The organism is Rummeliibacillus sp. BSL5, from assembly GCF_052928305.1.
This window is the reverse complement of record NZ_JAVGCV010000001.1, coordinates 1,023,470-1,035,347: the sequence shown is the minus strand read 5'-3', so window position 1 is coordinate 1,035,347 and position 11,878 is coordinate 1,023,470. Positions and strand designations below refer to the sequence as shown.

At 37.1% G+C, this 11,878-nt stretch carries 11 protein-coding genes; 8 read left to right on the top strand and 3 right to left on the bottom strand.

Annotated elements, in window-relative coordinates; translation table 11 throughout:
• Positions 1 to 11: 11 nt before the first annotated feature.
• The gene (locus tag RCJ93_RS05320; protein ID WP_084246865.1) at positions 12 to 146 is read right to left on the bottom strand and encodes a YqzM family protein; all 135 of its coding nucleotides are present in this window, start codon (positions 144 to 146) and stop codon (positions 12 to 14) included.
• A gap of 159 nt (positions 147 to 305) precedes the next feature.
• Between RCJ93_RS05320 and RCJ93_RS05315 the strand changes: the two genes are divergently transcribed.
• The 3 genes from RCJ93_RS05315 (at position 306) to RCJ93_RS05305 (ending at position 3,570) form a co-directional block, all read left to right on the top strand.
• Positions 306 to 845 (top strand): GrpB family protein, encoded by a 540-nt coding sequence (locus tag RCJ93_RS05315; protein WP_446738571.1) that lies wholly within the window; start codon positions 306 to 308, stop codon positions 843 to 845.
• Positions 846 to 937: 92 nt separating this feature from the next.
• Positions 938 to 1,948, top strand: a complete 1,011-nt coding sequence (holA, locus tag RCJ93_RS05310; protein ID WP_446738570.1) for a DNA polymerase III subunit delta — start codon at positions 938 to 940, stop codon at positions 1,946 to 1,948.
• Between the two features lie 113 nt (positions 1,949 to 2,061).
• Positions 2,062 to 3,570, top strand: coding sequence for an MDR family MFS transporter (locus RCJ93_RS05305; protein ID WP_446738569.1), 1,509 nt, complete (start codon positions 2,062 to 2,064; stop codon positions 3,568 to 3,570).
• 123 nt (positions 3,571 to 3,693) lie between these two features.
• Here RCJ93_RS05305 and rpsT read toward each other — a convergent pair whose 3' ends face one another.
• Positions 3,694 to 3,942, bottom strand: a complete 249-nt coding sequence (gene rpsT, locus RCJ93_RS05300; protein WP_066786268.1) for a 30S ribosomal protein S20 — start codon at positions 3,940 to 3,942, stop codon at positions 3,694 to 3,696.
• 161 nt (positions 3,943 to 4,103) lie between these two features.
• Here rpsT and gpr point away from each other — a divergent pair, with 161 nt between their 5' ends.
• From gpr to hpaB, 5 genes are all read left to right on the top strand, one after another.
• The gene (gene gpr / locus RCJ93_RS05295) at positions 4,104 to 5,111 is read left to right on the top strand and encodes a GPR endopeptidase (protein WP_446738568.1); all 1,008 of its coding nucleotides are present in this window, start codon (positions 4,104 to 4,106) and stop codon (positions 5,109 to 5,111) included.
• 52 nt (positions 5,112 to 5,163) lie between these two features.
• Positions 5,164 to 6,006, top strand: a complete 843-nt coding sequence (gene spoIIP, locus RCJ93_RS05290; protein ID WP_446738567.1) for a stage II sporulation protein P — start codon at positions 5,164 to 5,166, stop codon at positions 6,004 to 6,006.
• 179 nt (positions 6,007 to 6,185) lie between these two features.
• Positions 6,186 to 8,021: a translation elongation factor 4 gene (lepA, locus tag RCJ93_RS05285; RefSeq protein WP_147193853.1), complete on the top strand. Its 1,836-nt coding sequence runs from the start codon at positions 6,186 to 6,188 to the stop codon at positions 8,019 to 8,021.
• A 524-nt stretch (positions 8,022 to 8,545) separates the two neighbouring features.
• On the top strand, positions 8,546 to 9,091 hold the full coding sequence (locus tag RCJ93_RS05280; protein WP_446738566.1) for a hypothetical protein: 546 nt from the start codon (positions 8,546 to 8,548) through the stop codon (positions 9,089 to 9,091).
• Positions 9,092 to 9,452: 361 nt separating this feature from the next.
• On the top strand, positions 9,453 to 10,886 hold the full coding sequence (gene hpaB, locus RCJ93_RS05275; RefSeq protein ID WP_446738565.1) for a 4-hydroxyphenylacetate 3-monooxygenase, oxygenase component: 1,434 nt from the start codon (positions 9,453 to 9,455) through the stop codon (positions 10,884 to 10,886).
• A gap of 307 nt (positions 10,887 to 11,193) precedes the next feature.
• On the opposite strand, the gene RCJ93_RS05270 is transcribed toward hpaB, so the two are convergent.
• Positions 11,194 to 11,808 (bottom strand): phosphotransferase family protein, encoded by a 615-nt coding sequence (locus RCJ93_RS05270; RefSeq protein ID WP_446738564.1) that lies wholly within the window; start codon positions 11,806 to 11,808, stop codon positions 11,194 to 11,196.
• Between the last annotated feature and the right edge of the window lie 70 nt (positions 11,809 to 11,878).

Genomic DNA, 11,878 nt, shown 5'->3' with positions numbered 1-11,878 from the left:
GGAATAAAGACTTATAAATTCACATACTCAATAACTGTTGCGATGATGAACATGATTGCGAAGAATGCGAATGATACGCCGAATCCAACGCCTGAATCGATCGCGTCATTTCTTTTGCTTTGTACCTCTTGTTCAAATGGATTCATTACTATCCCTCCTAGTTCGATTTAATTATACGGTAACGGCTGTGAAAAATCTAGATTGAATGCGGAAAATGGCATTCTCTGCAATAGATTTAAAATAGGGCTTAAATTAGTAATATATCAACTAAATTTAAACTTAAACAAATTATTAGGAGGCATTTCATGAAGTTAGGATTGAAGCGGGATGAAGTAAAGTTGGTAGATTATTCGCTTGAATGGAATGAAGAGTTCCAGCAAACACGGAAAGCTATAGAAGAACATACAGGTCTAGCTGCAGAGCGTATCGAGCATATCGGCAGTACTGCAATTAAAGATATGCCTGCCAAGCCGATCATTGATATTTTAGTAGGAGTAGACAATCTAAAAAAAGTAGATGAATCATTGCTGAGAGACTTTTTAAAAGTTGGTTTTTTAAGGTTGAAAGTAGAACGGCCTGAAGAAAAGGTGTTGGCTAAGTTTACGGATGATACTTATCAAGAAAAAACCCACTTTGTACATTTGGTTGATTATCAAAAAGATCTTTGGCATAATCTCCTTTTCTTTAGGGATTATTTAAATGCGAATGAAGCAGTTAAACATCGCTATATGAAGCTGAAACAAGAATATATTAATAATACAGCTACAGGGTTAAATATCAATGATTATACTAAGTATAAAGAAGACTTTGTAAAGAATATTTTTAGTATAAGAAATAACAATTAGCGAAATCCACTATCCATATCCTTAGCGAAGACAGTGCATATCCACCAAAACCCATGTATACTTAAAGGAGCAGTAGTAGGGGGAGTATCATTATGTTTTCAAAATTATGGGCTGATATTCAAAAAGGTAAATTGGCGTCTGTTTATCTTTTAGCGGGCCTCGAATCTTATTATATAGACGAAACGATACGCAGAATCAAAGATAAGTTAGAAGAAGAAGGAGAGGTTGAATCAGTTACAATAGATTTGGATGAGAAGCCAGTAGATCTAGTAATTGATGAATCAGATACGATTCCTTTTTTCTCTAGCAAGAAGTTGATTATTGCAAAGAATGCTTCGTTTTTAAAGACAACGGATAAAACAAAAGAAAAAATCCAACATGATTTGACACGGCTTGCTAGGTGGTTAGAATTTCCATCGGACACATCTGTGACAATTTTTATTGCACCGTATGAAAAGTTAGATGAACGAAAAAAGGTAACAAAGCAAATGAAAGAGCATGCGGTATATTTGTTAGCTGAAACCCCGAAAGAGCAAGATTTGGCTGTTTGGGTGCAACATGAGGTAGCCGGGTTTGGCAAGTTAATTGAAGATGAAGCAACAGCTAAACTAATTGAACTCGTTGGCTTGGATATGCTTCATCTGAAATCAGAAGTTGATAAAATTTGCTTATATCTTGGTGAAGAAACAACTATCACAGCTTCTTTAGTGGAGGAACTCGTTTCAAAGACATTGGAACAGGATGCATTTAAAATGTTGAATGCTTATATCCGCCATGATGTTTCTGAAGCGCTCTCTATTTATCACGATTTAATACGGCAAAAGCAAGAACCCATTATGCTTGTCGCGCTTTTAGCTTCACAAATTAGGTTGATGTCTAATGTCTATTATTTATTGAAGAAAGGTTATCATTCAGGACAAATCGCCAAGCAGTTAAAGGTCAATCCTTATCGGATCAAACGTATAGTAGAAGACAGACGCAATATATCGGAAGAAGCTTTATTGAAAGCATTGTATGGACTGAGTGAAGTCGACCTCAAGTTAAAGTCGGTCAGCGGTAGACGAGAGAGATTCCTAGAACTCTTTTTAATGAAACCATTATAGAAGGAAAGCTAGCTTACTTGAGCTAGCTTTTTTCTATTATAAAAACGAATATTATAGCGATACCACAATCCTTTTTACTATATACTGTGAATTAGAGAAGGGGGAGTGAATACATGATTACAAAAGAGAGTAATATCCGGTTTGTTGTTGCGGGATTGTTGCTAGGGATTTTGATGTCCGCCATGGACAATACTATCGTGGCAACTGCAATGGGAACGATTGTGTCTGATTTAGGGGACTTTGACATGTTTATCTGGGTAACATCCGCTTATATGGTGGCTGTTATGGCCGGGATGCCGATTTTCGGAAAATTATCGGATATGTTTGGACGTAAGCGATTTTTTATATTTGGATTAGTCGTTTTTTTAATTGGGTCAGCACTCTGTGGAATTGCACAGTCAATGACACAACTAAGCATTTACCGCGCGATCCAAGGTATAGGCGGTGGCGCTTTAATGCCAATTGCCTTTACGATCGTGTTTGATATATATCCACCTGAGAAGCGAGGGAAAATAACAGGATTGTTGGGTGCAGTATTTGGTGCATCTAGTGTGCTCGGTCCGTTATTAGGCGCATACATCACAGAGTATATCAGCTGGCATTGGGTGTTTTATGTGAATGTGCCCATCGGCATTATTTCATTATTTATCATCCTTCGCTACTATAAAGAATCCTCAGCACTCGAAAATCAAAAAATTGATTGGGGTGGGGCAATTACTCTCGTAGCAGCAATCATCTGTTTAATGTTTGGATTAGAGCTAGGCGGCAAGAAGTTTGATTGGTTATCCATTGAAATTGTCAGTTTGTTTAGTGGATTTATAATTTTTTTTATAGCATTTATTATATTCGAGATAAAAGCAAAAGAGCCAATATTACCATTTTGGCTTTTCCGAAGACGTCTATTTGCTGCTTCACAAATATTAGCTTTTTTTTATGGCGGTACGTTTATTATTTTGACGATTTTTATTCCGATTTTTGTTCAAGCTGTTTATGGCGGGTCGGCAACAAATGCAGGGTTAATATTAATGCCCATGATGCTTGGGTCAGTATTAGGCAGTGCGATGGGTGGTATTTTCCTTACTAAAACAAGCTTCCAAAGATTAATGATAATTTCTGTTATATCCTATTTTGCAGGTATGTATCTTCTTAGTACATTGACGCCTGATACAGCAAGGCTACTTTTGACCGTTTATATGATTTTAGTGGGATTTGGCGTTGGCTTTTCGTTCTCTCTTCTGCCGACAGCTTCTATCCATAACCTTGAACCGAATTTTAGAGGGACAGCTAACTCAACTAACTCTTTCTTGCGTTCGTTTGGCATGACACTTGGTATTACCATTTTTGGTGCTATACAAAGTAGTGGGTTTTCACAAAAATTGACTGATGCCTTTAAGGGAATGGGGAATGGCAACTATATACCGGATACAGATAATTCGAGGCAACTTTTTGAAGCCAGTGAACGCGCAAAGATTCCTAGTTTTATACTTGATAAAATAGTCCATGCTTTGTCGGACTCTGTTACTTTCACATTTTCTATGGCTTTAATTCCTATTGCCATTTCTGTCATTGTTGTACTATTGATGGGGAAAGATAGAGTTGAAGTTGTAAAAAAGGAAAGTTAAGTTAATTCTAGCATTAAATAAAGGAACCGTTCGTAGTCGAACGGTTCTTTTTACATGTTCAAAAGTTATGCAATAAAAAAAGGCTAGAGATTTCTCTCTAGCCTTTTTGAATCCCATCAAGGATTAAGCTTTTTTCATTAAACGAGCTTTTTGACGAGAAGCTGCATTTTTGTGGATCAAGCCTTTTGAAGCTGCTTTGTCTAAAGATTTAACAGCAAGAGTTAATAGTTCGTTTGCGTTTTCTTCTTTAGCAGTTAGTGCAGCGTCAGCTTTTTTCACAGCAGTACGCATTGCTGATTTAGCTTGTGCGTTTTGTGCGTTAGCTTTAGTGTTAACTTTTACGCGTTTGATTGCAGATTTAATATTTGGCATTTCAAATTCACCTCCTAAAAAGGATCGAGATGAGTAAATTCTCAACTGTATGTGTCTATACAACAAGCATCATTATAGCAAATGCCTACTATAAAAATCAAGAGACAATCGCAAAGAATATTTACTTGACACAATGGTCAAACTAACGAAGAGGTGATAGAATGGAAAATTTTAAATGGTCAACTGTTGATTTAGTCGATGAAACAACAGCCTTTATCAATCATAAGACAGAGGAAGAGCGAGAGACACTAAGGGAATCTAATGGAATTGATATAAAAGAAACTTGGGAAAATATTGTAAAGGTCACAGAAGTTATTGTGTCCCAAAAAGGAGAAGAACATATCGGTAAAAAAGAGGGCACGTATGTTACTTTATCTGTACCTACGCTAGACCCTTATGACCAAGAAGGTCTTGAGATGTTCGAAGAGTCAATCATTAGAACACTGCAAAAACTTCATAAAAAAGAGTCGCTTGAAAAAGTATTGATAATAGGGTTAGGCAATCGCACGATTACACCAGATGCCGTGGGTCCAATGACGATTGAACAGCTCCAAAACCAGGATGAACTAATTCAAGATAGATGTATGATTTATGCGCCAGGCGTAACAGCGCAAACAGGATATGAAACGAGTGAGTTTGTCAAAGCGTTGGCGGATCGAATTAAGCCATCCTTAATCATTGCAATTGATGCTCTCGCGACTAATTCGAGCGAACGACTCTGTAAAACAGTTCAAATTACAAACACAGGCATTCAGCCTGGGGCGGGAGTAGGGAATGCCCGTAAAGAGATTTCGCTCGAAACAATGGGATGTCCTGTCACAGCAATTGGATTACCAACGGTGGTGGATGGTCCTGTATTGATAACAGATGCAATTGAAACCATGTTCAAATATATCTCCGCACAGATATCAGAAGGGAAGTCGCCGTCCAAAGCTTTATCTGTTTCTGCCTATACGCCAAACGAAGATACGAAGATACAAACAGAGGCACTGATGCCTATCTTTGGTGATTGGGTGAAGTGGGACAAAGAAGAGCGACTTCAGCTATTCCAAGAGGTTCTAACAGGCCAGCAACGGCTTTTTGTGACGCCAAAAAATATTGATGATTGGCTCTCTGCTTATATCAACATGCTATCGAGTGTTTGTACGCGATGGATTAGTAATGCATAACGGTTCTATCTCTCTCTCCTCCTTCATAAGCTGACAGGAGGAGGGATATAGAATGCGAAGACGCAAACAACGATGGAAATTTAGTTTATTATTCTTAGCAATCTTCTTTTCACTACCTATTATTGCAGCTAAGATCCCGGTGTTGGCTGAACAAAAGCCAAATGGAAAGCCAGTCATTGAGTCCCCTGTACAAGAAACAAAAGTTGCTTATGCTGCTAAAAAGGGGTTAGCTACAAAAGTATCGGACAAAAAATCAAAAGCTTCTTTTGATGCATTGGTATATTTTACACATTCCCATGAAGCTTATGCGCCTATACTTCGAAAACATCAACAGGCAGTAACTGCGTATCATAATACCGAGAATATCCAATCCCTAGGAAAATTGTTCACCAATCATTTTAAACAAAATAATATTCAATTGGACCTTTTGGATGTTGATACTCAGAAAGTGATGAGTCAAAAACAAATGAAATTTTACCAGGCGTATGATGCAGTACGTCCGTATGTTAAAAAGCAAATTGAAAAAAAAGATTATGATTTAATCTTGGATATTCATAGAGATTCTGCAAAAAGAAATTTATCGACTATCACATATAATGGCACTTCTTATGCACGCATGGCCATTGTCATTGGAACAAAAAATCCAAGTTACCAGGCAAATGAAGCGTACGCTGAGAAGTTGTCTAAAAAAATGGCAGACCTTGTACCTGGTATCTCGCGTGGTGTCATTGCTAAAAAGGGTGCAGGTGTAAATGGAATTTATAATCAAGATTTGTCGAAGCAATCCATCTTAGTTGAAATAGGTGGTGTGGATAATACAGAAGAAGAGTTAAATCGATCAGTCGCGATTTTGGCACGTGCAATCGAAGAAGCGTTTGCTAATACTAATTCCTAACATTGCAATATATGGCGTTTCACTGCTATAATTCTTAATAACAACATTTCAGTAGATCACCGCTTCTATAGTGGTGTGATAGAAAGAGAAATGAAGCTGAAAAAAATGAATTAGTCTAAGGCAACGCATGCAAATAGACGATTCAAAAATGAGGCGCATAGATTATAGGAGCGGAACGAATGAATCGAGAAGAATTAATTAACAGACAAGAACATATACGAAATTTCTCTATTATCGCACATATTGATCACGGCAAATCAACATTAGCAGACCGGATACTAGAGAAAACCCAAGCGCTAACAGCAAGGGAAATGAAAGAACAGCTGCTAGATTCCATGGATTTGGAAAGAGAACGAGGCATTACAATTAAACTAAATGCCGTACAGTTGAACTACACAGCGAAAGATGGAGAAACATATATTTTACATTTAATCGATACACCGGGGCATGTCGATTTTACTTATGAAGTTTCACGAAGCTTGGCTGCATGTGAAGGTGCGATTTTAGTTGTCGATGCAGCACAAGGTATTGAAGCCCAAACGCTTGCAAATGTATATCTTGCGCTAGACAATGACTTGGAAATCTTACCAGTCATTAACAAAATCGACCTTCCATCAGCTGATCCAGAGCGTGTACGAGGAGAAATAGAGGATGTCATTGGCCTCGATGCATCTGAAGCTGTGCTTGCATCAGCCAAAGCGGGCATTGGAATAGAAGATATTCTGGAGCAAATTGTTGAAAAAGTGCCGGCACCAATAGGGGATCCGGAAGGGCCATTACAAGCACTGATATTTGACTCTGTATATGATGCATATCGTGGCGTAATTACCTCTATTCGGGTTGTTGAAGGCACTGTGAAACCAGGAGATAAAATTCGCATGATGGCAACAGGTGCAGAATTTGAAGTCATCGAAGTAGGCGTGCATACTCCAAAAATGACGCCAGCGAAGTTTTTAACTGTTGGGGATGTTGGCTATCTCACAGCTTCTATTAAGAATGTAGGAGATACGCGTGTAGGGGATACGATTACTTTTGCAAATCGTCCAGCCACAGAAGCATTACCTGGCTATCGTAAGTTGAACCCAATGGTGTATTGCGGTCTTTATCCAATTGATACATCAAAATACAATGATTTACGGGAAGCATTAGAAAAATTAGAGTTGAATGACTCTGCTCTCCAATATGAGCCTGAAACATCACAAGCTCTAGGATTTGGTTTCCGTTGCGGATTTTTAGGTCTCTTGCATATGGAGATCATTCAAGAACGTATTGAGCGTGAATTTAATATTGATCTAATCACAACAGCACCATCAGTTATTTACCATGTGCATATGACCGATGGTGAGGAAGTTAAAGTGGACAATCCTTCAATGATGCCGGATCCACAAAAGATTGATCGTATTGAAGAACCTTATGTTAAAGCAAGTATAATGGTGCCAAATGATTATGTGGGTGCTGTAATGGAGATCTGCCAACGAAAACGCGGGAATTTCCTGACGATGGATTATATGGATTCTATACGCGTAAATATCCTGTATGAAATTCCTTTATCCGAAATTGTTTATGATTTCTTTGATCAATTAAAATCCAGCACAAAAGGATATGCATCTTTTGACTACGAATTGATTGGCTATAAACCATCAAAACTAGTGAAGATGGACATTCTCTTGAATGCAGAACAGGTCGATGCTTTAAGTTTCATCGTTCACAAGGATTTTGCTTATGAACGAGGCAAGGTTATTGTTGAAAAATTAAAAGAGTTAATTCCACGTCAACAATTTGAAGTACCAGTGCAAGCTGCAATTGGTCAAAAAGTTGTTGCACGCTCAACTATTAAAGCGATGCGTAAAAACGTTTTGGCTAAATGTTATGGCGGCGATATCTCGCGTAAACGTAAACTTCTTGAGAAACAAAAAGAAGGTAAAAAACGTATGAAGCAAGTCGGCTCCGTTGAAGTCCCGCAAGAAGCGTTTATGGCTGTACTTAAAATGGATGATGATCAACCGAAAAAGTAACGTTGATACAATAAAGCTTTTGAGAAATTTAATAAAGCGGTTAGGTGATACTTGGTGGATTTTGACACCGTATTCCCACCGCTTTTTTATATGCCAGCAAATTTTAATTCATTTGCAAATGAGTCAAAAATGTCGTCTGTAGCATATCATGCAATCTTTTTAGTTAGATGAATGTTTCTGTCTTTAGTAATAGAAGAACGGAATTGCGGATTTAAAGAATGTAGCAGTAATAAATTTATATCTCTGACGAAAAAAAGAATAATATGCTTCATGATTCTTCCTTTGGGTATGGGCCACTCGAAAAGAGTGGTCTTTTATTATAAATATTAAATATGGATATGTAATATACTTCCTTCTATGTCTCGACTGAAAGTATTACGTAAACAAAATATGCTGCTGGATAAGATAACTAAGGCTATTGGAAGGGTTTAGTATTCATCCGAAAAGATGTTCTTTTTAGTACAAACATTTAAATTTTTCAAGCATAAAATAATCTAATCGAAACAATAGAAGGGAGGATGCATTTGTCTAACAATAATGAATTTAATAAGATTTGCAATGATTGCGAGAGGTTTGAAGAATGTAAAAGTTTATCCAAATTTAAGGTTTCTAGTTGTCCCAATGTACCAACTCAAGAAGAGCCAGTACTATTTACCCCAGCTTTTGGTTCAATATATAACGTAGCTGGAGGAAATCCTACAACTAATCCAAATGTTGATTTCGACACTGTCGGACCTTCCAGTGGAACAACACCAAGTACAGTTGATGATTCTATTACTGTTAATAGTCAAGGGGTATATACTGTTACGTTCACAATTCAATTAAGAGCAAGCTCAGCAGGAACATCTAGCAATATTATTTTTCAGCTCACTATAAATGGAACTCCTCTTCCAACAAAACAGATTGAATTTCAAACCTTTGTAGCTGGTGCTAGCAATGAAGTAGATGTAATATCAAGAACAGACCAAATCGCCTTAAACCAAGGTGATGTTATACGAGTTGCCATAGTAAGTTCAACTGGAGCCATAACTTATGATAATGCTGAATTGGTAGTAACAAAAGTTGCATAGGGCGTAATTGTGCCATATAGCAAAATTACGTCAAAATCTTAGTAAAGTGATAGCATAAAGTTTTTGGTAAGATGCTTCATGATTCTTCCTTTGAATATGGGCCACTCGAATTAAGATTGATCTTTTTAAAATAATAATTGTGCAACCGTTTTTCTATGATAGTAAACTTTAATTCTTTCCCTCACCCTTACCCTCACCATTAGGTGGAGGGTTTTATCTTCCGCAGTTAGAGAAATAGTAGAAGCTTCCCCTTTACTTTTTACTCCATCAAATTACAATGTCACCGCCTGTAAAGAATTGTCATATGATACTTTTAGACGAATAACTAAAAGTTGATGATTAAATAGGTAGGAGGAGAGTTATGCCCGTAAGAACTGGATCCCAATATATTGAACAGATTGATCAATTGAAGGCTAATATTTGGGTTGATGGAGAACAGGTGACAGGCAATATTTCTGAACATCCTGCATTTAAAGGTGTAATGAAGAGTCAGGCTAGGTTATATGATTTACAACAGGATGAGAAACTAAAAGATAAATTAACCTATCCTTCTGAGGAAACGGGTAATCCTATAGGACTTTCCTTTCTCATGCCAAGGTCTAAAGAAGATTTAGCCAAGAGAAGAGAGGCTATCCAGCTCTTAGCAAGAGAAAGCAATGGCATGATGGGAAGAAGTCCAGACTATATGAATACAGCTCTCATGGCCTTGGCTTCTTCGGTCCATTTATTGGAGGGTGAGGAAAATTGTTTTCCTGAAAATATTAAAAACTTTTATGAATACGTACGTGAAAATGATTTATCGATGACACATACGTTTATTGAACCTCAAGTCGATCGTGGTAGCGTTTTAGATAAACCGACGAGTGAACCAATTTCTGCTGAGGTTGTAGAAAGAACGAGTGAGGGTCTTATTGTCAAAGGCGCGCGATTACTCGCAACACAGGGTGGCATCACCGATGAAATGTTATTCATTAAAGCGGGGAAGCCATTTGATGAAGAGAGTGGGTTTGCCTTTTCCATTCCAAGTAACACAAAGGGACTCAAATTTATTTGTAGAGAATCATTTATAGAAGGGGAGTCTGTCTTTAATTATCCTTTAAGTTCTCGCTATGAAGAAATGGATTCAATCGTAGTCTTTGATAATGTTTTAGTACCGTGGGATCGTGTATTTTATTATGATAATATTGATGTCGCACAGTCCTATTTAGGTAGGAGTTCTTTTCAACCTTTTGGACTACATCAGGTTTTATCCAGACAAATTGTGAAAACAGAATTTATGCTGGGAATCGTTCAATCAATTATAGAATCTATCAATATTTCAGGCTTTCAACACGTACAAGAAAAGGCTACCGAAATTATTGTGGCACTTGAAACTTTAAAAGCCTTGTTGATCAAATCCGAAGTTGAAGCAAAGATGAACGAAGCAGGTTTGATGCAGCCAGATTATACGACTCTTAGAGTTGCCATCAGTATTTTTCCTAAGGTATATCCACGTTTTACTGAGATAGTTCAATTGTTAGGTGCGAGCGGCTTAATGTCTATTCCAACCGAAAAAGCATTTCACTCATCAATTCGAAAAGACATAGACCTATATCTACAATCTGCTACAAATAATGCAGAAGACCGTGTAAAACTTTTCCGGCTCGCTTGGGATGCGACAATGAGCTCATTTGGTACCCGTCAGACCTTATATGAACGGTTCTTCTTTGGAGATCCAGTGAGATTGTCAATGAGCCTCTATCAAGAATATGACAAGAAACCTTATGTAGAATTGGTGAAAAAGAAACTTAAATAGAATCTTAGCTTTATTTCTAATCAACTTGAGAGAAAGTACTTAGAAACGAGAAATCGGATAGCCATGGGCTATCCGATTTTAATGATTGATAGGTTACCTAATGTGTTGGAGATGCCTTGTCTTGGACAGGATATGATTAAAAGAATTCATATAATCCGTCCGCAAAGTATTTATATTCCTCTTGATTTATAATTCTTTTGCCGTATCCTTCAAAGAAAATCTCTCTATCGCTATTTTCAAAAACATTGGGTTTAGGACGAATGGCAAGAGCTACATCATATCTTGGATCACCCTAAGCGCCTCCGGATCAATCAATCACCCCAGACAATGTACCGTTATGGACCAATACATTATCTATTGTAAAATCACCATGTATTAATGTTTGTTTAATACCCTTAGGCTTTTGTGATTGGATTTTTTTTAATATTGCTTCTGATCCATCTACTTCATAGTGTGTGAAGTTATATGCGGCTTTTAGTAGCATTTCATCAATCCAAGGCGTTTTATATTTCAATTCAGCGGGACATGAAGTTGAATGTATACGTGATAATGTCTTGCCGAAGACAAATATTATTTCCTCTCTAGTTTCCTTATTCTTCTCTTTAGATAGAGCTTCTCTAACAGTTAGTCCTTCAAGATATTCAATTAGAGCCCAAGATTGATCTTTGTCACATTTAAATGCTTTTATTTGTGGAATCGGTAAATCTGTTTTACCAGATAAACAATGTAATACAGAAATTTCTTTGTTCAACCAAGTATTATATAAAGGATCTTTTGTTCTTTTAAGCGCGAAAATAGACTTTTCACCCTTAATAATGGCAACATCTGATGTACAACCCTGCTTTGGGAAACGAATTGAATGGATGGTACCCATGTACTTTTTTATCTCATTAGGAATTTCACTTATATCAATTGGCTGCAAAACAATACACCTTCTTTACAAAGTATTCTAGTTTTCTATTAAATTATAGTATTACTGTGTACTAAAAAGA

Coding starts and splice junctions, on each gene's coding strand:
- RCJ93_RS05320 (WP_084246865.1), bottom strand. CDS start 146: ATGAATCCATTTGAACAAGAGGTACAAAGCAAAAGAAATGACGCGATC.
- RCJ93_RS05315 (WP_446738571.1), top strand. CDS start 306: ATGAAGTTAGGATTGAAGCGGGATGAAGTAAAGTTGGTAGATTATTCG.
- holA (WP_446738570.1), top strand. CDS start 938: ATGTTTTCAAAATTATGGGCTGATATTCAAAAAGGTAAATTGGCGTCT.
- RCJ93_RS05305 (WP_446738569.1), top strand. CDS start 2,062: ATGATTACAAAAGAGAGTAATATCCGGTTTGTTGTTGCGGGATTGTTG.
- rpsT (WP_066786268.1), bottom strand. CDS start 3,942: ATGCCAAATATTAAATCTGCAATCAAACGCGTAAAAGTTAACACTAAA.
- gpr (WP_446738568.1), top strand. CDS start 4,104: ATGGAAAATTTTAAATGGTCAACTGTTGATTTAGTCGATGAAACAACA.
- spoIIP (WP_446738567.1), top strand. CDS start 5,164: ATGCGAAGACGCAAACAACGATGGAAATTTAGTTTATTATTCTTAGCA.
- lepA (WP_147193853.1), top strand. CDS start 6,186: ATGAATCGAGAAGAATTAATTAACAGACAAGAACATATACGAAATTTC.
- hpaB (WP_446738565.1), top strand. CDS start 9,453: ATGCCCGTAAGAACTGGATCCCAATATATTGAACAGATTGATCAATTG.